The organism is Paenibacillus sp. FSL H8-0332, assembly GCF_037963835.1.
GTDB classification, from domain to species: domain Bacteria; phylum Bacillota; class Bacilli; order Paenibacillales; family Paenibacillaceae; genus Paenibacillus_AQ; species Paenibacillus_AQ rhizoplanae.
The window spans coordinates 5,863,425-5,888,841 of sequence record NZ_CP150145.1 but is presented as its reverse complement, the minus strand read 5'-3'; the positions used below and the strand labels follow the sequence as shown (position 1 = coordinate 5,888,841).

At 52.0% G+C, this 25,417-nt stretch carries 25 protein-coding genes and 1 riboswitch; of the genes, 19 read left to right on the top strand and 6 right to left on the bottom strand.

The window, feature by feature from the left end:
• The first annotated feature begins 11 nt into the window (after window positions 1-11).
• From NST43_RS25445 to NST43_RS25420, 6 genes are all read left to right on the top strand, one after another.
• On the top strand, window positions 12-947 hold the full coding sequence (locus NST43_RS25445; protein ID WP_339220101.1) for a COX15/CtaA family protein: 936 nt from the start codon (window positions 12-14) through the stop codon (window positions 945-947).
• A gap of 61 nt (window positions 948-1,008) precedes the next feature.
• Window positions 1,009-2,781, top strand: a complete 1,773-nt coding sequence (locus NST43_RS25440; protein WP_339220100.1) for a UbiD family decarboxylase — start codon at window positions 1,009-1,011, stop codon at window positions 2,779-2,781.
• Window positions 2,782-2,807: 26 nt separating this feature from the next.
• The gene (locus NST43_RS25435) at window positions 2,808-3,554 is read left to right on the top strand and encodes a Cthe_2314 family HEPN domain-containing protein (RefSeq protein ID WP_339220098.1); all 747 of its coding nucleotides are present in this window, start codon (window positions 2,808-2,810) and stop codon (window positions 3,552-3,554) included.
• Window positions 3,555-3,645: 91 nt separating this feature from the next.
• Window positions 3,646-3,780, top strand: a riboswitch (SAM riboswitch).
• A gap of 100 nt (window positions 3,781-3,880) precedes the next feature.
• Complete coding sequence (locus tag NST43_RS25430) at window positions 3,881-4,897, top strand: methionine ABC transporter ATP-binding protein (RefSeq protein WP_339220096.1); 1,017 nt, start codon at window positions 3,881-3,883, stop codon at window positions 4,895-4,897.
• Window positions 4,897-5,565, top strand: a complete 669-nt coding sequence (locus NST43_RS25425) for a methionine ABC transporter permease (RefSeq protein WP_339220094.1) — start codon at window positions 4,897-4,899, stop codon at window positions 5,563-5,565. The genes NST43_RS25430 and NST43_RS25425 overlap by 1 nt, the downstream gene beginning before the upstream one ends.
• Before the next feature lie 58 nt (window positions 5,566-5,623).
• Complete coding sequence (locus NST43_RS25420; RefSeq protein WP_209993162.1) at window positions 5,624-6,487, top strand: MetQ/NlpA family ABC transporter substrate-binding protein; 864 nt, start codon at window positions 5,624-5,626, stop codon at window positions 6,485-6,487.
• A gap of 186 nt (window positions 6,488-6,673) precedes the next feature.
• On the opposite strand, the gene NST43_RS25415 is transcribed toward NST43_RS25420, so the two are convergent.
• The gene (locus NST43_RS25415) at window positions 6,674-6,922 is read right to left on the bottom strand and encodes a NifU family protein (RefSeq protein ID WP_036701687.1); all 249 of its coding nucleotides are present in this window, start codon (window positions 6,920-6,922) and stop codon (window positions 6,674-6,676) included.
• 82 nt (window positions 6,923-7,004) lie between these two features.
• Here NST43_RS25415 and NST43_RS25410 point away from each other — a divergent pair, with 82 nt between their 5' ends.
• Window positions 7,005-7,259, top strand: a complete 255-nt coding sequence (locus NST43_RS25410; RefSeq protein ID WP_209993161.1) for a DUF1450 domain-containing protein — start codon at window positions 7,005-7,007, stop codon at window positions 7,257-7,259.
• A gap of 22 nt (window positions 7,260-7,281) precedes the next feature.
• Here NST43_RS25410 and NST43_RS25405 read toward each other — a convergent pair whose 3' ends face one another.
• Both NST43_RS25405 and mqnE read right to left on the bottom strand, forming a co-directional pair.
• The gene (locus tag NST43_RS25405; RefSeq protein ID WP_339220092.1) at window positions 7,282-8,343 is read right to left on the bottom strand and encodes an NAD(P)/FAD-dependent oxidoreductase; all 1,062 of its coding nucleotides are present in this window, start codon (window positions 8,341-8,343) and stop codon (window positions 7,282-7,284) included.
• Window positions 8,344-8,421: 78 nt separating this feature from the next.
• Window positions 8,422-9,528 carry an aminofutalosine synthase MqnE gene (gene mqnE / locus NST43_RS25400; RefSeq protein WP_339220091.1) on the bottom strand — a complete coding sequence of 369 codons (1,107 nt, stop codon included), beginning with the start codon at window positions 9,526-9,528 and terminating at the stop codon, window positions 8,422-8,424.
• Window positions 9,529-9,924: 396 nt separating this feature from the next.
• On the opposite strand from mqnE, the gene NST43_RS25395 reads away from it, so the two are divergent.
• The 10 genes from NST43_RS25395 to NST43_RS25350 all read left to right on the top strand — a co-directional run bounded on the left by NST43_RS25395 (window position 9,925) and on the right by NST43_RS25350 (window position 18,961).
• Window positions 9,925-10,284, top strand: a complete 360-nt coding sequence (locus NST43_RS25395; RefSeq protein ID WP_339220090.1) for an iron-sulfur cluster assembly accessory protein — start codon at window positions 9,925-9,927, stop codon at window positions 10,282-10,284.
• 945 nt (window positions 10,285-11,229) lie between these two features.
• Window positions 11,230-11,892 carry a GntR family transcriptional regulator gene (locus NST43_RS25390; protein ID WP_076161480.1) on the top strand — a complete coding sequence of 221 codons (663 nt, stop codon included), beginning with the start codon at window positions 11,230-11,232 and terminating at the stop codon, window positions 11,890-11,892.
• A 21-nt stretch (window positions 11,893-11,913) separates the two neighbouring features.
• A complete protein-coding gene (locus NST43_RS25385; protein ID WP_339220088.1) occupies window positions 11,914-13,074 on the top strand; it encodes an amidohydrolase in 1,161 nt (386 codons plus the stop codon).
• 42 nt (window positions 13,075-13,116) lie between these two features.
• Complete coding sequence (locus tag NST43_RS25380) at window positions 13,117-14,160, top strand: methionine ABC transporter ATP-binding protein (RefSeq protein ID WP_209993155.1); 1,044 nt, start codon at window positions 13,117-13,119, stop codon at window positions 14,158-14,160.
• Complete coding sequence (locus NST43_RS25375) at window positions 14,135-14,794, top strand: methionine ABC transporter permease (RefSeq protein ID WP_209993154.1); 660 nt, start codon at window positions 14,135-14,137, stop codon at window positions 14,792-14,794. The genes NST43_RS25380 and NST43_RS25375 overlap by 26 nt, the downstream gene beginning before the upstream one ends.
• Window positions 14,795-14,821: 27 nt before the next feature.
• Window positions 14,822-15,841, top strand: coding sequence for a uroporphyrinogen decarboxylase family protein (locus tag NST43_RS25370; RefSeq protein ID WP_339220085.1), 1,020 nt, complete (start codon window positions 14,822-14,824; stop codon window positions 15,839-15,841).
• A gap of 12 nt (window positions 15,842-15,853) precedes the next feature.
• Window positions 15,854-16,687 carry a MetQ/NlpA family ABC transporter substrate-binding protein gene (locus NST43_RS25365; protein WP_339220084.1) on the top strand — a complete coding sequence of 278 codons (834 nt, stop codon included), beginning with the start codon at window positions 15,854-15,856 and terminating at the stop codon, window positions 16,685-16,687.
• Between the two features lie 16 nt (window positions 16,688-16,703).
• Window positions 16,704-17,519: a pyrroline-5-carboxylate reductase gene (gene proC / locus NST43_RS25360; RefSeq protein WP_339220083.1), complete on the top strand. Its 816-nt coding sequence runs from the start codon at window positions 16,704-16,706 to the stop codon at window positions 17,517-17,519.
• The gene (locus NST43_RS25355) at window positions 17,519-18,295 is read left to right on the top strand and encodes a VOC family protein (protein WP_339220081.1); all 777 of its coding nucleotides are present in this window, start codon (window positions 17,519-17,521) and stop codon (window positions 18,293-18,295) included. The genes proC and NST43_RS25355 overlap by 1 nt, the downstream gene beginning before the upstream one ends.
• A 114-nt stretch (window positions 18,296-18,409) precedes the next feature.
• Window positions 18,410-18,961 carry a GNAT family N-acetyltransferase gene (locus NST43_RS25350; protein WP_339220079.1) on the top strand — a complete coding sequence of 184 codons (552 nt, stop codon included), beginning with the start codon at window positions 18,410-18,412 and terminating at the stop codon, window positions 18,959-18,961.
• A 394-nt stretch (window positions 18,962-19,355) separates the two neighbouring features.
• On the opposite strand, the gene NST43_RS25345 is transcribed toward NST43_RS25350, so the two are convergent.
• Together NST43_RS25345 and NST43_RS25340 are read right to left on the bottom strand one after the other, a co-directional pair.
• Window positions 19,356-22,151: an O-antigen ligase family protein gene (locus NST43_RS25345; protein ID WP_339220077.1), complete on the bottom strand. Its 2,796-nt coding sequence runs from the start codon at window positions 22,149-22,151 to the stop codon at window positions 19,356-19,358.
• Window positions 22,152-22,488: 337 nt separating this feature from the next.
• Window positions 22,489-22,698 (bottom strand): hypothetical protein, encoded by a 210-nt coding sequence (locus NST43_RS25340; protein ID WP_339220075.1) that lies wholly within the window; start codon window positions 22,696-22,698, stop codon window positions 22,489-22,491.
• 199 nt (window positions 22,699-22,897) lie between these two features.
• Between NST43_RS25340 and NST43_RS25335 the strand changes: the two genes are divergently transcribed.
• On the top strand, window positions 22,898-23,560 hold the full coding sequence (locus NST43_RS25335; protein ID WP_209994511.1) for a YheC/YheD family protein: 663 nt from the start codon (window positions 22,898-22,900) through the stop codon (window positions 23,558-23,560).
• A gap of 327 nt (window positions 23,561-23,887) precedes the next feature.
• Window positions 23,888-24,031, top strand: a complete 144-nt coding sequence (gene sda, locus NST43_RS25330) for a sporulation histidine kinase inhibitor Sda (protein WP_173131749.1) — start codon at window positions 23,888-23,890, stop codon at window positions 24,029-24,031.
• A gap of 128 nt (window positions 24,032-24,159) precedes the next feature.
• Here the strand turns inward: sda and NST43_RS25325 are convergent, their stop codons facing one another.
• The gene (locus tag NST43_RS25325) at window positions 24,160-25,158 is read right to left on the bottom strand and encodes an NAD(P)/FAD-dependent oxidoreductase (protein WP_209994512.1); all 999 of its coding nucleotides are present in this window, start codon (window positions 25,156-25,158) and stop codon (window positions 24,160-24,162) included.
• Window positions 25,159-25,417: the final 259 nt, after the last annotated feature.

Below are 25,417 nucleotides of genomic sequence, written 5' to 3'. Positions count from 1 at the left end.
GGGTGATATTATTGACGACACTTCAATTAAAATGGCTCAGCTATCTGACCTGTCTCATTATGTTCATGGCGCTGTTCGGCGGGGTTGTGGTGACCAAGACCGGTTCGGGACTGGAGTGCGGAAATCAGTGGCCGCTGTGCCACGGGAAGCTGATTCCGGCCTATACGATCGGCTCTCTGATTGAATATACACACCGCTTGTTCAGCGGCCTGGCTGGCCTGCTGTCCCTGGCTTCCATGGTTGCCTTCTGGCGTTATGCCAGGCACCGTAAGGATCTGCTGGTCTATGCCCTGCTGACCCTGATCTTCGTCATCGTTCAAGGCGGGATGGGAGCGCTTGCAGTAGTGAAATCGCAGTCGGCCGCGGTTATGGCCCTGCATATGGGCTTCTCGCTGATCGCCTTCGCCGGTTCGCTGATGCTGGCGCTTGGGACCCGGCGGACATTCTCCCCAGGAGCGGGTGTCAGCACGGGAAGTCCCAAAGTCCGCCCAGCCTTCCGCAACTTAACCTGGGTTACTGCAGTATATTCATATATCGTTGTCTACATTGGGGCCTATGTAAGCCACACCAGCTCCCAGGGCGGATGTTCAGGCTGGCCGCTGTGTAACGGACAATGGATTCCGGAGATGAGCGGCGGAGTAGGAATCGTATTCGTGCACCGGATGGCGGCGGCGATTCTTTTCCTGCTGACGGCTATCCTTGGGCATCTGGCCTTCTGGAAGTATAAGGAGCTGCCTGAACTGAGGGCTCTGGGAGTAGCGGCAGTTCTGCTATGCCTGATGCAGGTATTCAGCGGAGCGGCTGTGGTATACACACTGAATAATGAAAAATTGTACATATTTGCTGCGATGTCTCATATTGTGCTGATCTCCGGGCTCTTCGGGGTTCTGTGCTACATGAGTGTAAGGGTCTGGCAATTAAGCGGAGCTGGCAGGAGCAGCAAGTGATAAGCATACGGCAACGGTGGACGGGATAAGCATAACGTCCTGTTTGAGGAGGAAGGCTATAGTGCGTTACGGTAATTTACGACAATGGATCGAGCAGCTCCGCAGGGATAAGGATCTGGCAGTGATAGATACGCCTGTTGATCCTTATCTGGAGCTTGCCGAAATTCACCGCCGGGTGGTGCAGGAGGAAGGCCCGGCACTGCTGTTCACGAACGTGCAAGGAACACCGTTCCCGGTTGCTACGAATCTGTTCGGTACAGTCCGGCGCGTCAACAAAGCCTTTGGGACAAGACCGGAGCAGCTGCTGAAGTCGCTGACAACGGCGATGGAGCAGCTGATTCCGCCTTCCGCCGCCGGCGTATGGCGGGAAAAGACGGTGCTGCTTGAGCTGCTGAGGGCAGGCACCAAGAATATACCGCAAGGAGAGGCTCCGGTGCTCGGCGTCTGCAGCAGCAGTGACCCTCTGAAGGAGCTGCCCCGGATTACAGCCTGGCCTAAGGATGGCGGGGCGTTCATCACGCTTCCTCTGGTCTATACGGAGAATATCACTAACCCGAAGGATCATAATCTCGGATTGTACCGGATTCAGGTGTATGACGACAGCACCACAGGCATCCACTGGCAGATTCATAAGGGCGGCGGCTTCCATCATTCGCAGGCAGAGCTTCTCGGCGAGACCCTGCCGGTGTCTGTCTTCATCGGCGGACCGCCGGCCCTGATTGCTGCGGCAGTGGCACCGGTTCCGGAACGGATTCCAGAGCTGCTGCTGGCCTCGCTGATGCTGGGCGGCAAGCTCCCCATGGTGAAGGACCCCTTGGGCGGGCACCAGATTCCGGCCGAGGCGGAGTTCTCCATCCGGGGGCGTGTGTCTCCGCTGGAGCGGAGAGCGGAAGGGCCGTATGGCAGCCAGTCCGGCTACTATTCCATGCAGCATGATTTCCCGGTCATGCATGTTCAACGGATGTGGCACCGCAAGGATGCCATCTTCCCGGCGACCATCACCGGCAAGCCGCGCCAGGAAGACTATTATCTGAAGGATTATTTGCAGCGGCTGCTCGCTCCGGCCTATCCTCTGCTGATTCCTTCGGTCAAAGCCTTATGGTCCTACTCCGAATCGGGTTCACATTCACTGACTTCAGCGGTTGTGAGGGAAAGCTATCCGCGTGAGTATATGGTGTCAGCGTTTCGTATTTTGGGGGAAGGCCAGCTCTCCTTAACCAAATTCCTGCTGCTGACAAATGTTCAGGTGGAGCTGACCGATTTCCCTAAGCTGCTCGAAACGGTGCTTGAGCGCTTCAACCCGCAATCGGATCTGACGATCTTTGCCAATACCTCCATGGATACGCTGGATTATACCGGCCGCAAGCTGAATCACGGCAGCAAAGCGGTGCTGGCGGGCCTCGGCAGTCCGGTCCGTCAGCTGCCAAGGACGTATACAGAGGGTCTGCTTCCATCAATCACCGCCGCTGTGCCTTATTGCGGAGGATGTTTAGCCGTTTCCGGTGCATCCTATGAAGAGGACCCGGAGCTGCCGGAGCGGCTGGTGTCTGTCTTCAAGGAGAGGGAGACCGCCTGGCCGCTGATTGTGCTGGTCGATCAGGCGGAAGAAGCGGTAAGCACGCAGACCTCATTCCTGTGGAGCGTATTCACCCGCTTCAATCCGGCGGATGATATCTATTCGGCGGCCCAGGTACACCGCGGCACTGTCAGCTATACGCTGCCGATCATTATAGATGCCCGGATGAAGCCGGGATACCCGGAGGAGCTGGCTCCGAGCGAGGATATTGCAAAGCGGGTAGACCGCAACTGGAACCGTTATTTTCCTCTAGTGTAAAAGTGAACTTTAAGGAGGGTCAAAATATGCTGCGGACATTATTGGGAGAGCCGCCCCGCGTGAATAGCGGTGTGCTGGCTGAAGCTATGGAGTCCATGGCGAAGGCTGCCTCCATGCTGCGCAAGGAGATGGCGGCACATGAAGACCATGACCATGAATACCGCAAACTGGAAATCTGGACGCGCGGCCTGATCTCCTCCCTGGATGAGCTGGAGCAGAGCTGGTTCGCAGCCGCCTTTTTCCGAAAGTCAGTGGTTGCCGGTTATATGGATGATATGTCGTCCACCGAGCAGGGGGAGTACGCCAGATATGTGTATTTCTATAAGGATGGCTTCATTCGTGTCTTCTCGCTGCTGGACAAGCTGGGCACGGTGCTGAATAATCTGTACAATCTCAATACCGCCAAGGTGAAGGTGCATTTCTCTTACTTCACGGTGCTGCGGCAATTTCAGCTGCTTCAGGCGCACCATCCGCTGGCGGACGAACTGGAGCGAATCAGGAACTCCTACCGGGAGCCGGTAGAGAATCTGCGCAAGCGGCGCAACGCTGAGATCCATTACATGAACGCGGAGATGACGGACGATCTCTGGCAGCGTCACCAGGGACTGCATGACAAGATTCGTCTGGAGGATCTCGACAGCCATCTGGAGGATTTGAAGCAGAGCCTGGAGATGGTATGCCAATCTCTGGCTGCCGCATACAGGTACGGTAACGAACAATGGCACAAGAATAAAGCGGCCCCAGACCTGAAATCCGGACATGCCCGTTCGTAAAAACTTACCTTTGACAAAAAACTCGAAACTGAATATACTTAGGCATACATTAACTTCTGACAGGATACGGAATATATAACTTCATACTTTTATCTTATCGAGAGCGGCGGAGGGATAGGCCCGATGAAGCCCGGCAACCGGTTTGAATACAGCTAAGTGCTGCATCCAAATGTCATGGTGCTAATTCCTACAATGCCTTCAATTCGGGGTATTTGGCAGATGAGAAGGCATTGTCATTATACACACAGGGCCTCTTGCGATCTGCACGGATCGTAAGGGGTCTTTTTTGCAATGAGGGAAGCTAGAACAGAAGGGGGACGCAGCGGTTGATAGAATTGAAGGATATAACCAAAGTGTACGGCAAAGGCAGTAAGCAGGCAACTGCACTTTCTGCGCTGAGCCTGTCGATTAAGAAGGGTGAAATCTTCGGGGTGATCGGTCACTCCGGGGCCGGCAAAAGCACGCTGATCCGCTGCATTAATCTGCTGGAGCGCCCGACTGCGGGCGAGGTGTGGGTGGACGGTGTGGAGCTGACAGCGCTCAGCCAGGGACAGCTGCAGGAGCAGCGGCGCAAGATCGGGATGATATTTCAGCATTTCAATCTGCTCTCATCGGCTACAGTCTATGATAATATCGCGTTTCCGCTGCGGCTGATCGGAGCTGGAAGAACCGAGATTGAACAAAAGGTCAAGGAGCTGCTCGCCTTGGTCGGACTGGAGGAGCACTGGAATAAGTACCCGGCCCAGCTATCCGGCGGACAGAAGCAGCGTGTCGGGATTGCCCGGGCGCTGGCGAGTGATCCGGACGTTCTGTTATGCGATGAAGCGACCTCGGCGCTTGACCCGCAGACGACAGACTCCATTCTGCACCTGCTGATGGATATCAACAGCAAATTTCATTTGACCATCGTGCTGATTACCCATGAAATGCATGTGATTCAGAGCATCTGCGACCGCGTTGCCGTGATTCATGGCGGAGGAATTGTGGAGCAGGGTGAAGTGGCCCAGGTATTTCTGAAGCCGAAGCATGAGGTTACCAAAGAATTCATCCGCAGTGAGACTCAGTCGGGCGGACCGCTCCGGCAGGCGATTGATGCTGTACAGCCAGGCTATACGAAGTCGGTAAAGATCACTTTTCTCGGGCAAAAGACTTACGGGTCCACGCTCTCCCAGGTAGTTCAGAGAACCGGGGTTCATTTCGCCATTCTCCATGGCACCATCTCAACGATCAAGGATGTTCCTTACGGGCAGCTGATCGTCCGGTTCGAGGGACCTGCCGATGCTGTTGAAGTCACGCTCACGGAGTTAGTAGCGCAGGGTCTTGATGTGGAGGTGATTTCCTGATGGGCGGACTGGATTTTAATAAGATTGATTGGGCAGAAATGCTCGATGCAACGGTGGCTACACTTAACATGGTTGTTATTTCAGGAATATTCACAATTATCCTTGGTTTACCGCTCGGAATTATGCTATATTTATGGGGTGGATCAAATAACGTTATTATCAGAGGTGTTTACTCGGTATTATCGTTCATCGTAAATATCCTGCGTTCCGTTCCGTTTATCATTCTAATGGTCGCCCTGATTCCGCTCAGCAAGATCATTATGGGCACCTCCATCGGTGTGCGTGGAACCATTCTGGCACTGGTGATCGGTGCGGCTCCCTTTTTCGCCAGACTGGTGGAAACGGCGCTGCGGGAGGTTGACCGGGGAATTATTGAAGCAGCGCAGGGTATGGGGGCATCCACCGGGCAGATCGTCATGCGCGTCTTGCTGCCGGAGGCTCGTCCGGGCTTGCTTGCCGGAATAACCATTACTATAGTGACCATTGTCTCGTATACTGCCATGGCGGGATTTATTGGCGGCGGCGGCCTGGGAGACCTGGCGATCCGTTACGGATATTATCGTTATGAGAAGGAAGTCATGATTATCTCAGTAGCTCTGATAGTGATACTGGTGCAGCTGCTGCAAATGGCCGGTGACCGGCTGGTAAGACATTTTACACGGAAATAAGGTACGTCCACATATAGCCTTATTCAATAAACCATATGGATTAGAGGGGGATTTACAGATGAAAAAAGTACTGCTTACATTCTTCAGCCTGACCTTGGTATTGGTGCTTGCCGCTTGCGGAAACAACAAGGCGAATAACGCCACGAGCTCTGCTGCGACAAAGGCACCTACAGAAGCGGCTGCTACAGAGCCTGCTGCCGACCCGGTAACCCTGGTAATTGGTGCTTCTGCTGTACCACATGCGGAAATCCTCAAAGCGATTGCCCCGCAGCTTGAAGCCCAAGGCATTAAGCTGGAGATCAAAGAATTCTCGGATTATATCCTGCCCAATACACAGCTTGCTGAGAAGCAGCTCGATGCGAACTTCTTCCAGCACAAGCCTTATCTCGATGATCAGAACACCAAGAACGGTACGGATCTCGTATCTGTAACTGCTGTTCATGTAGAGCCATTTGGTGCCTATTCCAAAAAGATCAAATCGATCGACGAATTGGCAGAAGGTGCCAAGGTTGCGATTCCGAATGATGCGACGAACGGAGGCCGGGCCTTGATTCTGCTGGCGAAGAACGGTCTGATCAAGCTGAAGGATGATACGGATATTGCTTCCACCAAAGCGGATATCACAGAGAACGCTAAGAAGCTGGATATCATTGAGCTGGATGCAGCCATGCTGCCCCGTCAGCTGGATGAAGTGGACCTGGCGCTGATTAACACCAACTTCGCACTGGATGCCAAGCTGTCTCCAACGAAGGATGCGTTGTTCATTGAAGGCGGAGATTCTCCATATGCCAACCTGCTGGTAGCCCGTCCTGACAATAAGGACTCCGATGCGATCCAGAAGCTGGCAGCAGCGCTGACTTCCCCGGAAGCGAAGGCGTTCATCGAGAAGCAGTATGAAGGTGCGATTGTTCCGGCATTCTAAGCTTAAGCTTAGGGAAGCTGAATAATCCTAAGAAGACCAGAAGAAGCCCGGTAGCCGGAGATGGCTGGCGGAGCGGCTTCTGGTTTTTTTTTGAAATAGCCAGAAGGTTGATCCTACAGGCGAAATCCACTATAATAAAAAAAATCCCGGCCTCTTAGCGGAGGCCGGGATGGTTATGAAACGGGATTAGAATACCTGAACGACTTCTTCCACGCCTTCTACTTCTTCAATCAGGGCGCGTTCGATCCCGGCTTTTAGCGTGATCGTGGAGCTTGGGCAACTGCCGCATGCACCCATAAGCTTCAACTTGACGATGCCGTCTTCAACATCAATCAGTTCCACGTCACCGCCATCGCGCTGCAGGAACGGACGAAGTTTATCGAGCACTTCCAGTACTTCATCATACATGGTTGCGCTTTGTACGTTCTCACTCATTTCTCAATCACTCCTTTCGTATGTTTATTATAGTACAAAAAGTTAAAAAATAAAATGGTTAAGGCAGAATAGGGAGATCATCATGAGACCAATTATAGAATTCTGTGCCAGCAACATCGGCCACGGCACTGAACCGCTCAAGCTTAAGCTGGAACAAAACCCTGAATATGATGTAGTGGAGTACGGCTGTCTGAACAACTGCGGAGAGTGTTACCTCCAGCCGTTCGCCATGGTTGATGGCGAGATCATTGAAGCCGATTCCCCCGCTGCTCTGGAAGAGGCTATTGAAGCCGCTATAAGAGAAGCAGAGGCCTGGGACAGCCTGGAGATTGACTAAGCCGGGATTCAAGCCGGGATTATCAGCCGAAATGGCGTTTGGACATCCACAGGACGCCGCTCTTCAGCAGGCGTGGAACCCGGCCCATGACGGAGCGGCGGCCCATCAGGCCGAAGCCGGCATTTTTGCCGAGTGAACCGAGGGTTCCCTTCAGCTTGATCTTATGCAGCTTCGGGGTTTCCTCCCGCCATAGCGCCTGAATAATCTGGCCCACCTGCTCGCCCTGGGCCCCCGCCGCCTGTGCACTGGGCGCAAAGGGCAGGCTGGCACAGTCTCCGATCACATATACCTCCGGATAATCAGCGATATTGTAATATTCCCCCACTATGAGCCTGCCTCCGCGGTCCTTCGGAAGCTCAAGCTGCTGCACGACCTTCACCGGCTGAATGCCGGCAGTCCATACCGTAACATCAGCAGGAATACCCTGGGTGCCATTGAAGATGGCATCCTTTTCTACATGAGAGACCGACACCCCGCCAATCGTCTCCACCTGATGCTCACTGAACCATTCCTCGACATACCTGGACAGCTTGGCCGGAAAAGAAGACAAAATACGTTCTCCCCGGTCCATAAGCGAGATATTCAGATCCGGCCGGCTCTCCCGCAGCTCCGAAGCAATCTCTACGCCGCTTAGCCCGCCGCCCACGATGTTGACGGTTCCATAAGGCTTCACATCATTTAGCCGGCGGTAAGTTTCCCGGGTTCCGGCGAAGCTCTGAATACTGCAGGTGTATTCCTCTGCACCCGGAATGTTATGGTAATTATCCGTACAGCCGAGGGCAATCGCCAGGATATCATAGGCTATCGGCTCCCCGGAATCGAGCAGGACCAGCCTGCTCGCCAGATCAATGGAGCCCACCTGCCCGTAACGTACGGTCAGGCGGGGGTGTACCGGGAATTGAATCCGCAGATGGTAATCGGTGACGGTGCCTGCGGCCAGTGCATAATATTCGGTCTTGATCCCCTGATAGGGCATCCGGTCCACCAGAATGATTTCCCAATCAAGAGGGAGATGATTATCCAGCAGTTGCTGAATGAGGGCAAGACCGCCGTAGCCGCCGCCCAGGACAAGTAGGGTTCTCATGCGAACTGATCTTCCTTTCGGGTACATAATGGACAAGGCAGTTCTGCGTTCACAGGCTGAGGTAAGCTTGTTCTTTTCTTATTCGTATACCTTGATCTCGTTATAGAAGGTATCCCGCTCTACCGGAATCCGTCCGGCGCCCTTCACGAGCCAGATCAGCTCTTCCCGGGTCAGTCCCTCTGGTGTCAATGCTCCAGCCGCGTGGCTGATCCGTTCCTTAAGGATGGTACCATGCACATCAGAGGCTCCGAAGCTAAGAGCTACCTGGGTAAGCTGGGCCCCGATATTAATGAAGTAAGCCTTGATGTGGTCGAAGTTATCCAGCATCAGACGGCTGACCGCAATGGTCTTCAGATCCTCGTAAGCAGAGTTGCGGCGCATAATGCCGGCATTCTTGTTCTTTGGCTGCATGGACAACGGAATGAATACCATGAATCCGCCGGTCTCGTCCTGCAGGTCCCGAATTTGCAGCATATGACGGATGCGGTCCTCGCGGGACTCAATGGACCCGTACAGCATGGTGGTGTGTGTCTTCATGCCGAGGTGATGGGCCGTCCGGTGCACTTCGAGATACTCCTCAACGTTGGCCTTATCTACGCGCATTTTTTTGCGGTACTGGTCGGACAGGATCTCTGCTCCTCCACCGGTAAGGGTCTTCAATCCGGCGGCGCGCAGCTGCTCCAGCACTTCACGGATACTGAGTCCGCTGATGCGGGTGAAGAAGTCGATTTCTGCCGCAGTGTAAGCCTTGAGAGTGACCTCCGGGAAGCGCTCGTTCAAGGCCGAAAGCGAATCAACATAGTACTGGAAGGGTACATTATCATTATGACCGCCGACAATATGGAATTCGCGCACGCCGGGATGAATATGCTGCTCGACATATTGCACCATTTCCTGACCGGAAAGGGTATAAGCCCCTTCTTCGCCTTCATCCTTGCGGAAATTGCAGAATGCGCAGCGGGATTCGCAGACATTGGTGAAATAGAGGCTCATATTTTCAATAAAATAGACTTTATTCCCGTTTTTTCGCAGATTGACCTCATTGGCCAGCTGTCCGATTGTTAAAAGATCTTTACTCTCATATAAATAAACGCCGTCTTCCAAATTCAATCGTTCTCCGCCGCGAACCTTCTCAATGATGTTCGCCATCCGGGCATCTGTGTGGGGTGTAATAAGGGTAGACATATAAGTTCCTCCTGAAGGTTGGCGAGGCGACTGCATCGCATAATCGTGTACCTGAGCATATCCGGCAACAGCCGGCATTATAAATAGAGGTTAGCTGCAACCTCCGTGACAAATTTCCGAATTTTTTTGAAAATAGACTATTTTATCGCTTTTCTTATTATAAACCTCTACTTGAGGGGGAGCAACCGCCAGAAACCGCAGGACTTCCGGTATAAATTGCATATCAGCGGAGAGTTTGTGACTTGAGGGCAGAAGAATAGTGGAGTATACTGAATTTATGAGGCGCAGCAAATGATTTACATCATATTCATTATAAGTTTCGCCACTCCGTTCTTAACTTGAAGCCGGAAGGCTGATTGATAAACAAACTAATTCATTCTCCGGGAGGTTATCATTATGATTAACATAAGTGAAACAGCAGCAGGCCAATTGAAGACGATGCTGGCTGAGCAGGAAGTGCCTAACATGTTCCTCCGTCTGGGCGTAACCGCCGGGGGTTGCAGCGGATTCTCGTACGCGATGGGCTTCGATGATGCCGAAACCGAGCAGGACATCTACATGGACGTTTCGGGTCTGAAGGTGGTCGTCAGCAAAGACGATATCCGTTACCTGAACGGTCTTGAGATCGACTTCGAGGAATCCGGCATGACCGGCGGCTTCACCATTAACAACCCCAACGCCAGCGCTACATGTGGTTGTGGGTCTTCCTTCCGTACGAAGGAAGAGGCAGGGAATCCGGCGGCGGAGCCCTGCTAAGCTTGTGAATGCTGAATTATTGATAAAGTAAGCGTGGATTGCGGCTTCCGAGACCTCTTAATTGTGTATGGTGCAAACTGTACTTAATTAGGAGGTTTTTTTATGTTGAGTTAAACCATTATATGTTAAAGAATAGTGATGAAACAATACACAAATGCAAGTGTGCTAACACTGAATATAGATTGGGACAATGAGCAGGGAATTGAATCCAAATCTCATCAGCATAGCCATTACGAACTATATATTAATGACCAATATGACTGCCGAATGATTAATGGTGGGAGCAGATCAGATCATGCATCTTATAAATACATGATTTCTCCACCCTTACCTGATGAGATTTTGGGAATTCAATTTAGGCTCAAAGAATATAGTCACCCGTTCAAGAAGAGTGAGGCAAGTGATGAGATAGTATTTGAAACTTATTAAGATGAATAACCCTCCACACCTAATAGGTGCAGGAGGGTTATTCATCATTTACGTTAGATTTTAAAAGACCGTGCCCTATAGAATGAACTTGAATTATTTAAGGTAAGGGAAAAGTGGCGGAGGGGAATTTTGGAACTGGAGGAGCGGTAGCGACCGCCTTTGTCTGCGGATTTCAACCGTTAAAAACGGTATAAATCATGAAATCTGCAGACAACAGCGGCCGGAAGTCCAAAACTTCTCTGGAGTCACGGCTAATCCCAAACATAAAAATCATTAAATCAATTTGTGAAAATACGACTTTAATTGTCCAATTAGTGTCGATTATTGATTCCCCTATAAAACACACTTGACTAGTGGGGATAATGGGATTATAGTATGAAAAAAGCTTGATTGCACAGAGAGATTTTCAACCGATACTTTCATTTTATCTTGAATATCTCTCATCTTTAATAATTGTATACAATTATACAGTTGACCGGGCGACCCGCAAATGAATGGCGAGGAGCAATGAAATCTATGGAAATGCGTTCACGAAGATTGTCGAAGGATAATACCTACTATGCACTTAAGCAAAAAATAATAGACAGCGAGCTGGAGCCGGATCAGGCGGTTAACGAAGAGAGCCTGGCAGCACTTCTCGGGGTCAGCCGGACTCCGTTACGGGAAGCGATTCAGCGGCTGGAGAATGAGGATTTCCTGGTGCGCCAGCCTAACGGCAGGCTGCGTGTAGCCCCCTTAACGATTAAGGAGGTCGAGGAGATCTTTCAGATCCGCAGCATGCTTGAAGGCCATATCGCCAGAAGCGCCGCCAGAAACGCTACCATTAAGGATATTCAGCAGTTAACGCTGATTCTGGAGAAGCTGAAGCAATCCTTCCAGATGGGGGATCAGCAGGATGTTGTATCCTATGGCTTCGAATTCCATGATTACTTGTGGGAGATCAGCGCGCTGAAGACTTTTGAGAAGGTGCTGAACCAGCTAAGAGACCGTTCCCTCCGTTATTGTCGTTACGTCTCTCTGCACGGGGACTGGAATACGCAGGCGGATGAGGAGCATCTTGTGATTCTGCAGAGAATCATAGCCAGGGATGAAGAGGGTGCGGAGCGGGCAATGCGGGAGCATATCTTAAGTAGCCTTGCGACTGCACTGGAGCGGATTAGAGGAATTGAGCATACGTAATGAAGGGGGAAGAACAAGTCTATGAGACCACAGCATGAGACGGAAGAAGCACTGGCAGCCCGGCTAACCGAAGTGCGGAGGAACCTGCACCGTGAACCGGAGCTTAGCAATCAGGAATATAAAACCACCGAGAAGCTGCGTAAATGGCTGACAGAAGAGAATATATCGATCCTGGACCTCCCGCTGGAGACCGGACTTATAGCGGAGATTGGACAAGGTGACGGCAGCATAGTAGCGATCCGTTGCGATATCGATGCCCTGCCGATTGAAGAGCAGACGGGCCTGCCTTTCGCATCAGAAATTCCGGGAGCCATGCATGCCTGTGGCCATGACTTCCACACCGCTGTCATCCTGGGCGCGGCCAGCCTGCTGAAGCAGCGTGAGCATGAACTGCCGGGCAAGGTCAGAATCCTGTTCCAGCCGGCAGAAGAGACGGGGCATGGTGCGGAGGACGTACTGGCATCCGGCGGGCTAAGCGGGGTGGAGGCCATCTTCGGATTACATAATTCTCCGGACCTGCCTAACGGGGCGTTCGGTACAAGAACGGGAGCTTTAACGGCGGGGGTAGACCGCTTTGAGATTACGGTAAAAGGGGTCGGCGCTCACGCAGCTACACCGGAGAAAGGGGTAGACACCATTGTTACTGCCGCGCAGATGATTACAATGCTGCAAACCGTAGTCAGCCGCCTGAATAACACGCAAGAGCCGGTCGTGCTCAGTGTGACCCGGATCAACGGGGGCTTCACCTGGAATGTCCTGCCGGAGAAGGTGGAGCTGGAAGGTACAGTACGTACCTATAACGAAGAGATCCGCAGCAGCATCCCGGCCCAAATGACGAGGATCATAGAAGGGATTGCAGCCGCAGCCGGAGCAGAGGCGAAGCTGCACTGGTATCCCGGCCCGCCCGCTACCGTCAATCACGGAGCATGGACAGACTTCACCAAAGAGGTCGCGGCACAGTCAGGTTATGAGGTACATGATATTCCGCCGCAGATGGGCGGCGAGGATTTCGCTTATTATTTGCAGCAGATCCCGGGTGCTTTTGTGAACATCGGAACCGGCCCGAACCATGCGCTGCATCATCCCTGCTTCGATGTCGATGAGGCGGCCATCCTGCCGGCAGCCAAGTATTTCGCTCTGCTGGCAGAAGGGGCGCTTGTGAAGCTGAAGCAGCAGGCTTGAATCCTGAATCCTAAATTTACCAGATGATTGAGGGGAACAACTATGATTGAACTACGGAATGTGTACAAGACGTTCACCCGCAAAGAGGTGAAGATTGAAGCGCTGAAGGGGATCAGCCTGAAGGTGGAGAAGGGCGATATCTTCGGCGTCATCGGCTACAGTGGAGCCGGAAAAAGCACGTTAATCCGCCTGGTCAATTACCTGGAAAGGCCGTCTGAGGGCCAGGTGCTGGTAGACGGACATGATCTGGGCGCGTACAGCGACAAAGAGCTGCGGGCAGCCAAGAAAAACATCGGCATGATTTTTCAGCATTTTAACCTGCTGGAGTCCAAAAAGGTGTTCGACAATGTGGCCGTTCCACTGGTCCTGCTGAAAAAGGGCAAGGCGGAAATCCGCAAGCGGGTGGAGGAGTTGCTCGAATTCGTCGGGCTAAGCGACAAGGCCGGAAGCTATCCGAGCGAGTTGTCAGGCGGACAGAAGCAGCGGGTTGGGATTGCCCGGGCGCTTGCCTCGAACCCTTCAATACTATTGTGTGACGAAGCTACTTCCGCTCTGGACCCGCAGACGACACAGTCCATACTGCAGCTGCTCAAACGGATCAATGCGGAATACAACATCACAGTGATGATCATCACGCATGAGATGTCGGTGATTCAGGAGATCTGCAACAAGGTAGCCGTGATGGAAGAGGGACGGATTATCGAGCAGGGCAGCGTGCTGGATGTGTTCGGAGAACCGAAGCATCTGACGACGCAGAATTTCGTCAAGACTGTCATTCAGAACAGCATGACCACAAGCGTCCGCAGAACACTGAAGGCAGAGCAGGGGAGCCGGGTGTATAAGCTGAATTTTGCCGGGGAGAGCGCTTCTGAGCCTGTGCTGTATGAGATCATCCGCTCTTATGGCGTTAAGGTTAACATTCTGTTTGCGAATACGACAGAGATTCAAGAGACGACGCTCGGCACGATTATCGTACAGCTGCAGGGTGAAGCGGCCCAGATGGAAGCAGCCTTGAATTACATGAAGCAGCATGAGGTCCGGGTAGAGGAGGTGAAGTCCTATGTTCTCGACATCGATCACAAGTGAGCAATTCCTGAAGGCAATTATTGAAACGATTCAGATGGTGGGCGTATCGCTATTCATCGGCTCGCTGCTGGGTATTCCGCTGGGCATCCTGCTAGTTATTACCCGTCCGGGCGGCGTGCTGGATAGCAAGTGGCTGTATACATTACTGAATCCCTTAATTAACGTTATACGTTCGGTTCCGTTTATTATTCTGCTGTTCGCAATTATTCCGTTAACAAGAGCAATTGTTCATACCTCGATTGGGACCAGTGCCGCAATTGTTCCGCTGATTATCTATATCGCACCCTATATCGCACGGCTGGTGGAGAATTCACTGCTGGAAGTGAATCCGGGCATTCTCGAAGCTGCAGAAGCGATGGGTGCAACACCACTGCAGGTAATATGGTATTTTATGCTGCCGGAAGCGGTGGGCTCGTTAATTCTCTCCCTGACCACAGCGACGATCGGGCTGATCGGTGCTACGGCAATGGCCGGGGCAGTAGGCGGCGGAGGGGTCGGCGACTTGGCAATCGTGTACGGTTATCAGCGTTTTGACGAGGTGGTCATGTTTGCGACGGTCATTATTCTGATCATTCTGGTGCAGGGTATTCAGTCCCTGGGCAACACATTGGCGCGCAAGATCCGGCGTTACTAGACTATTACATATAAAGGAGACCGGCAAATGACTATATGGAGCAAGCAGGAGCGTTTTCAGGCGATCTTATCCGGGGAACTTGCGGACCGTCCGATGGTTAGCGGATGGCGTCACTTTATTGACAAGGAGCAGAACGCTGAGGACTTGGCGTCATCTACGATTTCTTTTACGGACAAATATGATTGGGACTGGGTCAAAATCAACCCGAGAGCAACCTATCTGGCGGAAGCCTGGGGAAATGAGTATAACTTCGCAGATTACCGGACGGTATTCCCGAGACAACTGACTACGGCGGTTCCGGCTGCCGCGAATCTCTGGGATCTTGAGGTGAAAAAAGCCGTGCAAACCCCTTCGCTGCTGGAGCATCTGGAGGCCGTAAGGAAGATCCGCCAGGGCTTGCCGGATACGCCGCTGATTCAGACGGTGTTCTCCCCGCTCACGGTATTGCTGTTCATTGTAGGACGTTCTGCTTATGTTACGGAGACCGTATTCGGGATTGAGCAGCCGGTGACGCTGGAATCGCTCTTCAAGGAACACCGTGCCGCTGCGCATCATGCCCTGCATGCGATTGCCTTGACCTTGGCCGATTATGTGCAGGAGCTGCGTCAGGCGGGATCAGATGGACTGTTCTATGCGGTGACAGGCACAGCCCACCCCGGTTTATTCGATGAAGCGATGTTTGATGAGCTGTCCAGACCCTATGATTCCATCGTGCTGGAGGCGGCGAGCTATGGCAAGAATATTTTACATACCTGCGGTGCTCATGCCCAGCCTGCGAAATTCAATGATTACCGGATTGACGGGATCAGCTGGGATACGGTAGCCGAAGGCAATCCCGAGCTGGACGCTGATCTCAAGGCTACGAAGGTGGGCGGAGTGGATCACGGGCTGTTTGCCGGAAATCATCTGGAGCTGATTGAACAGCAGGCTAAGGAAGCCTTGGCCAAGATGAAGGGGCAGCCGTTTATTCTGTCGCCCAACTGCGCCATTCCGCTGACGGTTACTGACGAGGCATTAGTGCATTTTAAAAACACAGTATTAGGATAGGGGATGAGAGTGATGAAAAAATTACTGGCGGTTCTACTGATTAGTTCGATGGCGGTGCTGGCGGCTTGCGGCAACAATAAGGAAGCGGCAAGCTCCGGGGACAAGAAGGAAATCACAGTCGGATTCGGCGTAGGTACGTATGAGGAGCAGTTCCGGCAATCCATTCTCCCGATCCTGGAAGGAAAAGGGTATACTGTAGATATCAAAACCTTCTCGCAGAATATGCAGGTCAACCCGGCGATGAAGGAAGGCTCGATTGATGCGAGTATCTTCCAGAGCACGGCCTATATGGATGCCATCAATAAGGAAATTGGCGCCGATATGGTGGGGGTTGCTTATGTTCCAGGCGCTCCGCAGGGGCTGTATTCCGTTAATCACACTTCGCTTGACGATGTGAAAGACGGCACTACCGTCGCGATTCCGAACGACCCGGTTAATCAGGAGCGCGCGCTGCGAATTCTGGAGGAGCTGGGTTGGGTCAAGATCAAAGAGGGCGCCGGGGTAGTGGATTTCAATGTGAATAGCGTGGAGCCGGACAAGTTCAAGATTGATCTTAAGGTGCTGGACCCTGCGCAGATTCTGGTCTCGCTGCAGGATGTTGATTATGGTGTAGTGAACGGGAATTATATCGCTAACGCTCCCGACCGCAAGATTACAGATGCGCTGAAGATTGAGAATACGCCTATGCAGCATAGAATCATCGTATCGGTGAACAAGAAGGATCAGGATGCCCAGTGGGCCAAGGATCTGAAGGCTGCGTATGAATCCAAGGAGTTCGAGGCTTACATCCAGGGACAGGAGAAATATGCCGGGTTCATTCTGCCGGAGGCTTGGGCTAACAACTAATCTAATCAGGGAGTGAATGGAAGTGTCAAAAGGCAAGATTCATTTCATTGGCGGCGGGCAGATGGCGGAAGCGATCATCCGGGCCTGCCTGGCAGGCGGTACGCTGGCTGCCGGACAGATCAGTGTGTCAGATATTAATGAGGGCCGGCTTGGGCTTCTAAAAACCAAATATAACGTAGACACGGAGAGCGCACAGGAAGAGGCCCTCTCCGGCGCAGAGCTAATCGTTATTGCTGTTCGTCCACAGGATGATCTGACTGCACTTGGAGCCCTGATCCGGCAATCCGCCGCACCGTCTGCGGTCATTGTATCGATTGTGGCGGGGGTAACGATTGCCCAGCTCGGAGATTATTTCGGAGCCGAACGCCCGATTGTCCGCGTTATCCCGAACACCCTGACCGATACCGGTTACGGCTACAGCGGTGTAGCCCTGAATGCAGCCGCTTCACTGGAGCAGGTGGAAGCATTCCTGCTTGGCTTCGGCAAGGTGCAGGTTCTGGACGAGTCCTACATTGATATCTTCACCGGCTTCGGGGTAGCCGGACCGAACTACATCTATTATTTCATTGAGTCGTTCACGGATGCCGGAGTTCTTGCCGGATTGCCACGGGAGCAAGCCTGGAAGGTGGCGCTGGAGAATATGCTGGGAGCGGTAGCGATGCTACAGCAGACTGGACTGCATCCAAGACAACTGCTGGATATCAATAACTCGCCTGGCGGCGTCGGGATGCACGGCTTGTATGAGCTGAACAACAGTGATTTTGCTGCCGGATTGCAGCGGAGTGTACTGGCCGCAGTGAAGCGGACCACGGAACTGGGAGTGAAGAAGTAATGGCCGTGCTGAAATGGGATCACCTGGTACACTATGTGAATGATCTGGACCAGCCGGTGAAGCTCTTCGCGGAGCATGGCCTGACAGCCTTCCGGGGCGGATCGCATAAGGATTGGGGAACGTATAACGCCTTGAGCTATTTCGGGCTCACCTACCTGGAGTTCCTCGGGATCGAGAACCTGGAGCTGGCGCGTAGGACTAAGCATAACGTAGTTGTGCGGGATGCCGTTACCGTTCTGCCGGAGCACGAGGTCTTGAGTAGAGTGGTGCTGCGGACAGATGATATTGTGGCAGTAGAGGGTAAACTGAAGGCTGCGGGATTGGCACTGTCACCCATTATTGACGGCCGGCGTCTGGACAACCAAGGCCGGATCATCGAGTGGCGGATGATGACCATTGACGGCGACTTTCAGGGACTGGTCTATCCGTTCATTATCCAGTGGAGTCAGGCGGATGAGGAGCGGCTGGACAGCCTGAACGCTGCCGGAATCAATCAGCCCCATCCTGCCGGGAAGGTAGACATGGCGGGTGCAGTCTTCCGTGTCTCCGAGCCTGCCGCTGCCGCTAACCACTGGAGTGAGCTGTTCGGTCTTCCAGTGAGCGGGCCTGCGGACGGTTTGGACGGCAGCTACAGTCTTAAGGCAGGAGATCAGCAGACCTTCAATTTCGTGCAGGGCACGGAGAACCAGTTCAGCCGGGTCATTCTCCGGACCGATTCCCCTCAGCTTAAGGGACAGACGCTGACTGTGGGTGAAGGAGAATATGTATTTGAATAGACGCGTGAGCGCGTAAGGGACAGGCTCGTTACCGCAGTTTGCGGTGGCAGGCCTGTCCTTTTTGTGGTAAAGTTTTACACTAATATGGGGAAATCTGAAGGAGGCCGCAGAAATATGGAATTTGAGACCAGACGTCTGATCATCAGGGAATTCATCGAGGAAGACATGGTGCAGGTGCATGAGTATGCTTCTGACCCGGCAGTGGTAACGCATTCGATCTGGGGGCCGAATTCATTGGAGGATACCCGCGACTATATCCGCCATACGCTGGAATTGCAGCAGGAGGAGCCGCGCCAGGGATTCGAATATGCGGTTATCCTGAAGGAGAACGGGCTGCTGATCGGCGGCTGCGGCCTGCATATTACCGGAACAGGGCAGGGAGAAATCGGCTATTGCTACAACAGGCTGTACTGGGGACAGGGTTATGCTACTGAGGCTGCTGCCGCACTGCTGGACTTGGGCTTTCATAAGCTGGAGCTTCACCGGATCTATGCGACTTGCCGCCCGGAGAATATCGGTTCAGCCCGGGTGATGCAGAAGCTTGGTATGACATACGAAGGGCATCTGCGGGGACATATGTATCATAAAGAGAAGTGGATGGACTCCTATCAATATTCGATTCTGGAGGATGAGTATAAGGCGCTGCATCCGCGTGCCGGGTTGTAGGGTTCAAGGGTTGGACTGTAGCCCGCCAGTTAGGTTGCCCACTCGCTCTGATTGCATTTTCTACACTAGATTTCACTTTATTTCACCTTAAAATGCATGCTGCTGTATTTCATACATTTGATTTTTGGATTATGGTTTGATAATGCCTATTTGCTGAGATTCTGCTGTACGAAGTGCAATAGTTTGTCTTTTTGGATGAATTTTAGCGGTATCTATTGTAGGAAATACAATTAGAACAAGAAATACAGAGTAAATCTAGCAAAAAGAAGAGATGATCAGCCGCCAAGCCAATGGCTATAAAATAGCGGCTCGGCCCCCGCACACAGCAAAGAGCGCACTGCCGCAGGCAGGCGCTCTCTTTGCTGTTATTTAAGGGATAACTGCTATGGTGCGGTTACAGCGGCATCCCCGCCACTTCATTAATCTTCGCCGCTTCTTCAGGATCGGCGGCAATCAGCTTCTGATAGACCGCCTGATCCTGGGCGCTCTGCATCCGCTGCTGAACTGCCAGCAACCACCGGGCAAGCTCGCGGTTAACAGGATTGCTGTAGTCCTCACTTAGGCCTTGCTTCAGTGTGGCTTCTGCGGCCTGCATGTCTTGGGACATATACTGGATCTTTCCGGTGTTCAGGAGCATATCCGGTGTGATGGTGACGCCCTGCTGCTGCGCATCCCGGTCTGCAGCCGCGTGGGCATAAGCGTCCAGCCCGGTTTTGAAATACCGGTTCTTACCCAGTGTCTCTTGATCCCCCAGATCATTATTCCCCAGGGAATAGGCCTCCTGTGCCCGCTTCAATGCTGCGGCTCCCAGCTCCTGGGACCGGCCTATGACTGCGCTGTACCATTCTGTAGTCCACAGGCGTCCAGCGTCCGTCAGGTCCTCATATCCATTGATGAAGCCCTGCTTGATCGTTGTCAGTGCAGCTTCCTCATCACCTGTCATATGCTGGATTCGGCCTGCATTCAGGGCAGTAGTGGAGATAACGAAGAATTCCCGGCCCTGAAGCTGCTCGGGAGGGAGGCTCTTCAGGTGCTCTATACCATCGGTTATATGCTTATACACAGCTAATGCCGAATCGAAATACTTCTGTTGCCCTGATTCATCCTGCTTGGCGTAGGCCTGCAATCCAAGGAGGGAAGCACGGCTGATTAATTGGTCGTACCAGTTAATGTCCCACATGAACTTGTCCGCATTGTCCAGATAGACATGATAGGCCTCATCACTCTGGCCCTTCAGGTCATAATAGCCTGCGAGCTGGGTCAGCAGCTCTTTGTTATACGGCTCATCCTTCAGCGCGAGGGTCAAAACCGCATAGGCCTCGTCCAGGAACTGCTCATTCTTGGTCTGCTCATACACCTTCTGATCCAGCAGAGACAGATAAGTGGCGGATTCCGGGTGATTCGGACGGGTTTTGAGTGCTTTTACCAAAGGAGCTTTGATCTCCTCATAGGACTGGCTCACTTGGATCAGCTTCTTGGCTGCATAAGCTTCAGAGCTTGAACTGATGTACCCGAGAGACAGGAACAGCAGATATCCGGTGCCGATCCCCAGCAGTCCGTAATAGCCTGCCCTAACCCAGAGCTTGTTCCACTGAAGCCGGAGCGGCTTGCTCTCCATGGCAACAGCCATGCCCCCCAGAGACAGGAACACCAGGATACCCATAAACGCATAACTTAAGTTGAAATCCAGCAGGCTGTGGACCAGAATAGACAAGGCAATAATGAGGTAGAAGAAACCGTTATTGTAGTCGTCGTTCTCCCGTTTCACGTACCCTCGGATGTATTTGCTGAAAATAAACAGAATAAAGCCCATGAACACAAGGAAACCGACGATTCCCACTTCGATCAGATATTGCAGAAAAAAGTTATGAACCTGGCGGCTCAGGTAAGGGTTGTTCTGATAATGCTCATAGAGCGATGCCCAGCCCCCGCCTCCCGTTCCTAATACCGGATAATCCTTGACTACTTTCATTGCATCTTTGTAAAAGGTAAAACGTTCAAGGACACTGTGCTGCCTGAAGTTGATATTCTCCAGCCGTGTCCCGATATTCGCCGGCAGCACATTGCGAGCACTGGTGCCGATGAATAAGAAGGCGATCGCCGCGACGCCAGCCACAGACACCAGGGGAAGCCACACTCCGCTCCAGCGGCGTGATTCCGTGCTGCCCAGCTTACGGCTTAGCCAAGGGGCCAAGTAACGCTGGACAACGAGGGAGAGAGCGCCTGTACAGGCCGATGCTCCCAGCAGGTAGCCCCAGCCCTTCAGGGCTGCCGAAGAGGTGAATGCCGAGTTCAGCTCCAGACCCAGGCTGGTGACGGGATTCGTAATCAGCAGGGATAACACGCCGGCAATAGCAAGATGCAGGGTCCAGAGAATCTGCTGCACCGGCTTCAGGAAGAGCAGCAGGAGAATGAATACCACCGGCAGTAGGACCAGTCCGCCGCGGGATAAGGTGAGAAGCAGGGAGACTATTATTGGAACCAGCATGAAGCCGTGCATCAGCTGCCCAGTCCATTTGCGGGAGCGGATCAGCGCGAATACGGCCACGAACAGAAACGCCATCAGGAAGGCTGCATATGTATTGGCATACTGAAAAATGGAAGTCAGGCGAAGCCCGTTCGAGTCGGTCATCACTGCGTCGCCGTACCTGCCCCCAACCACAGTGGGTGAGAACCAGCCTACAAGACTGCCGGCAAGCTTCCAGCTCCCGAGCCAGTTCAATAGACCGAAGCCGACGATCAGATATGCTATGGTGAGTACACCTAGCTGGATGGTGTAATTCAGCCGCTTCTGCCGGAGCAGATACATACTGGTAATGAAAATTGCGGCATAGGTAAATTGGGTGAACAGCATATTCATTGCCATATAATGTGAAGCGGCACCCAGCAGTGACAGAGCGTAGGTCAGGGGAAGCAGAAGGGCGGCTGCGGTGAGCAGATCACGCTGTCCCTCCAGCCTGAACGCTTTGAAATACAGGATCGCACAGGCCAGCAGGAGCAGGCCGCTCAGCAATGCAGCTACATAAATGGGCTTCTCAAATTCTGATCTCATCCCGTTGAATAGTCCAACCTGAAAGGGTGCCCAGCCCAGGAACAGGATGAATGCAATGCAGAGCGCCCAAGCTGCTCCCGGGCTTTTCTCGATAACCTTGGATGAAGAAGCTTGCTTGCCGTATACAGGTTTAGACACGATAGAATCTCCTTTTTCAAAATATTGGGTCTTCCAATTTATTGCACATACATATTACGGATATAAAGTGAAAAAGTTGTTGTCTGAACGGAAATTTCAAAGATTGGAGTGTCTTGCAGGAGGGAGAGAGAGCAAAAAGGTGGGGAATAGGCCGGAACCTGCTCAGCGAATGAAGCAGTCTGTCTGCACAGGCCAGCCTGCCGCAGTTTTCATAGAATAATGTAACGGGGCGAATCTATGAATCATTTGAATGGACGCTTAAGAGTTCCGCCCGAAGGCAGCAGTGGAGACAGGAGTTAGGCGATACGCTTCCTGGGCCACTGCTCGGGAACAAGCTTCAGACGGCGAGAATGAATTTCAGGTTAATCATGAATACGATCAGGGCGGAGGCCCCCAGGGAAAAGGCGATGCAGCCGGCACCGAGCAGTCTGCGCCGGTCTTTGATGAATTTGAAGCCAAGCGCACAGACGAGTATCGTCGTTCCTGCCAGTACAACAGACATGCCGATCATCGCAAACCAATACAGGATTTCAAAAAACTCTGCCATTAGGAAACCCTCCCTTTCAGGCAATAATACAACGTATTTTAGTGATTTTCCAGTCAAATGAATCAGGGACATAAGGCCCCGCAGCCATATGCCCTTTTTTGCTGTGGACTGCTATACCACGGACAATCATACAGGAGGGCACGGCCTTTCGTGAGTAATCTATAGGGTAGGCTGGGAATGCGAAAGGAGAGGGCAAATAATGGCGGGGAGAGAACTGGCAAGCAAGCTGCTGAAGACGGCGGCGCTGCTTAGCGATTCACGGGTTGCCGGTTACATTCCGAGAACGCGGGAATATAGTGCTGCCGGATTGTCCGCGATGCTTGGAAGCTACGGTAATGTTGTCATCAAGCCGGTTGTAGGCGGAGGAGGATATGGTGTCATCAAGGTGTTCCGGGATCATAGGGGGTACGGCTTCACGTATATGCAGAACACACGTATCTATGGAGACTTCACTTCCATGCGCCAGGCACTGGACAGATTCAAGGTGAAACGGAAATATTTGATTCAGCAGGGGATCTCCCTTGCACGGATCTCCGGGCGCCCGATTGATTACCGGGTCAAGGTGGTGAAGGTCGGCGATCACTGGGAGTTCCGCTCTATGGTAGGGAGAGTAGCCCGGCCGGGATTGTTCGTTACGAATCTCTGCAAAGGGGGTACAATGCTTAGCTGCCGTCAGGGACTGCGAAGATCACTGCCGAGAGTGGGGACGTCTTCCAAGAAGGCGGAGATGCGCAGGCTGACTATAGTCTGTATCGAGCTGCTGGAGCGTCATTTTCCTGGGATCGGTGAACTGGGCTTCGATTATGCCGTGGATCATCGGGGGAAGATTTGGATTTTGGAAGTAAATACAAGACCAAAATGATTAATAAAATTTTTATATTTGACGATAAATATAGTAATAGGCTAATATTGCGTTTAGTTGTTTGAAATCCGAGGTAATACAACAAGAAATATCCCAGCCAATTATGAACATTCTAAAAAAGTTTTTTTGTGGAGATGTCAGGTTTCAGCCCTGTGTATAACTGTTATCCCCATAGTCCACTGCGGAATTCCTGACAATATAACCCTTACTAACATATTATACACAGGATCTCCACAGCAGCTTGTGGATAATGAGAACGCTTGTTCGAAAAATGATAGTTTGCTATGATAGATTCAGATCCAAATAAAGGAAAGGTAGGTGAACGTTATGGTTGAATTGTCGGATGAGATGCTGCTGGACTCCTATCACAGAGCTATAGAGCTGCATTTAGAGCATGATTTCATCGCCCTGCTTCTCGCTGAAATTCGCAAACGGAACTTACACTCTCCAGTCCATGCGGTTCTTCATTAAAGATCAGAGCACATTTCTGCAGCATTGGAATTAATTAAACCGCAAGCACCAAGAAATAGGGTATCTTTTCAAGTTGAGGTGGAATCAACCTGAAAGGATACCCTTTTATTATCAATAAGCGATAAATTCTAGAGCTTAAGATTGCTGCTGTGTCCGGGAGACAGCTTCGCTTCCGGATCAATATACACCTTGGCATTATTGATGGCAGTAGGCGCTTCTCCGAATCCGACAGCAATCAGCTTCAGCTTGCCCGGATAGGTGGTAATATCGCCAGCGGAGAAGATTCCCGGGATGCTGGTCTCCATGCGGGAGTCAACCACAATAGAGTTGCCTTCGATCTCGATTCCCCACTCGGCAATCGGTCCCAGGGAGGAGACAAAGCCGAAATTGACAATAACGCTGTCTACTTCGATTTCCTGAGTTTCCTTGGTCTTGATATGGGACAAGGTGACCTTGGTAATGAATTCTTCACCGTGCAGCCCGGTAATCTCGGATGGCGTAATAACGTTCACCTTGGAATTCATCAGATTCTCTACACTATGCTCATGCGCACGGAATTTATCCCGTCTGTGAATCAGTGTGACCTGCTCGGCAATGGGCTCCAGCATAAGCGCCCAGTCCACGGCAGAATCGCCACCGCCGCTGATCAGCACCTTCTTATCCTTATAAGCATTCAGATCGCTGACGAAATAATGCAGGTTGGCTTTCTCGAAGCGCTGTGCATCAGGGACCTCCAGACGACGCGGTTCAAATGCGCCTACACCTGCGGTGATGATGATGGCTCTGGTGTGATATTCAGCTTTGTCGGTGGTGACGATGAAGTGGCGCTCCTCCTGTTTCACAACCGATACGACTTTCTCCTCCAGACGGATATCGGACTGGAACAGCTCCATCTGCCGGGAAAGGTTATCCACCAGTTCCTGTGCGGTGACCTTAGGGAAGCCTGCGACATCATAAATATATTTCTCAGGATACAGAGCAGCAAGCTGCCCTCCAAGTTGGGGCATACTCTCAATAAGGGTTACTGAAGCTTGACGCATACCGCCGTAAAATGCGGCAAACATACCGGCTGGTCCCCCGCCTATAATTAGCATATCGCTCATAGGAACGGTTTGCTCTATTGTCATGAAATACTACACCTCCGAGTTGATAGTTTCAAAATGCCATACAAGCGTACCTACTCATTATAAACATAGTGACACCTGCCTGCAAAGGCCTTGATTTTAATGAAAAAGTGTGACATTTTGTTGTATGATTATATTTGATTAAAACGATACTAAGGTTTACAATGGATATGGTTATTTTAGAAATCCTTTAAGTTTTATTGGAAATTCTTCTGAATTTAAGTGTATAAATTCACAAAAGAAACCTGATTTTTTAACAAAA

Bases quoted from the DNA above. Each gene is read 5' to 3' on its own strand.
- NST43_RS25420 (WP_209993162.1), top strand. From the start codon at position 5,624: ATGAAAAAAGTACTGCTTACATTCTTCAGCCTGACCTTGGTATTGGTG.
- NST43_RS25375 (WP_209993154.1), top strand. From the start codon at position 14,135: ATGTTCTCGACATCGATCACAAGTGAGCAATTCCTGAAGGCAATTATT.
- NST43_RS25370 (WP_339220085.1), top strand. From the start codon at position 14,822: ATGACTATATGGAGCAAGCAGGAGCGTTTTCAGGCGATCTTATCCGGG.
- NST43_RS25405 (WP_339220092.1), bottom strand. From the start codon at position 8,343: ATGAGAACCCTACTTGTCCTGGGCGGCGGCTACGGCGGTCTTGCCCTC.
- NST43_RS25425 (WP_339220094.1), top strand. From the start codon at position 4,897: ATGGGCGGACTGGATTTTAATAAGATTGATTGGGCAGAAATGCTCGAT.
- NST43_RS25340 (WP_339220075.1), bottom strand. From the start codon at position 22,698: ATGGCAGAGTTTTTTGAAATCCTGTATTGGTTTGCGATGATCGGCATG.
- NST43_RS25415 (WP_036701687.1), bottom strand. From the start codon at position 6,922: ATGAGTGAGAACGTACAAAGCGCAACCATGTATGATGAAGTACTGGAA.
- NST43_RS25355 (WP_339220081.1), top strand. From the start codon at position 17,519: ATGGCCGTGCTGAAATGGGATCACCTGGTACACTATGTGAATGATCTG.
- proC (WP_339220083.1), top strand. From the start codon at position 16,704: ATGGAAGTGTCAAAAGGCAAGATTCATTTCATTGGCGGCGGGCAGATG.
- NST43_RS25335 (WP_209994511.1), top strand. From the start codon at position 22,898: ATGGCGGGGAGAGAACTGGCAAGCAAGCTGCTGAAGACGGCGGCGCTG.
- NST43_RS25350 (WP_339220079.1), top strand. From the start codon at position 18,410: ATGGAATTTGAGACCAGACGTCTGATCATCAGGGAATTCATCGAGGAA.
- sda (WP_173131749.1), top strand. From the start codon at position 23,888: ATGGTTGAATTGTCGGATGAGATGCTGCTGGACTCCTATCACAGAGCT.
- mqnE (WP_339220091.1), bottom strand. From the start codon at position 9,528: ATGTCTACCCTTATTACACCCCACACAGATGCCCGGATGGCGAACATC.
- NST43_RS25385 (WP_339220088.1), top strand. From the start codon at position 11,914: ATGAGACCACAGCATGAGACGGAAGAAGCACTGGCAGCCCGGCTAACC.
- NST43_RS25435 (WP_339220098.1), top strand. From the start codon at position 2,808: ATGCTGCGGACATTATTGGGAGAGCCGCCCCGCGTGAATAGCGGTGTG.
- NST43_RS25380 (WP_209993155.1), top strand. From the start codon at position 13,117: ATGATTGAACTACGGAATGTGTACAAGACGTTCACCCGCAAAGAGGTG.
- NST43_RS25365 (WP_339220084.1), top strand. From the start codon at position 15,854: ATGAAAAAATTACTGGCGGTTCTACTGATTAGTTCGATGGCGGTGCTG.
- NST43_RS25325 (WP_209994512.1), bottom strand. From the start codon at position 25,158: ATGACAATAGAGCAAACCGTTCCTATGAGCGATATGCTAATTATAGGC.
- NST43_RS25390 (WP_076161480.1), top strand. From the start codon at position 11,230: ATGGAAATGCGTTCACGAAGATTGTCGAAGGATAATACCTACTATGCA.
- NST43_RS25395 (WP_339220090.1), top strand. From the start codon at position 9,925: ATGATTAACATAAGTGAAACAGCAGCAGGCCAATTGAAGACGATGCTG.
- NST43_RS25410 (WP_209993161.1), top strand. From the start codon at position 7,005: ATGAGACCAATTATAGAATTCTGTGCCAGCAACATCGGCCACGGCACT.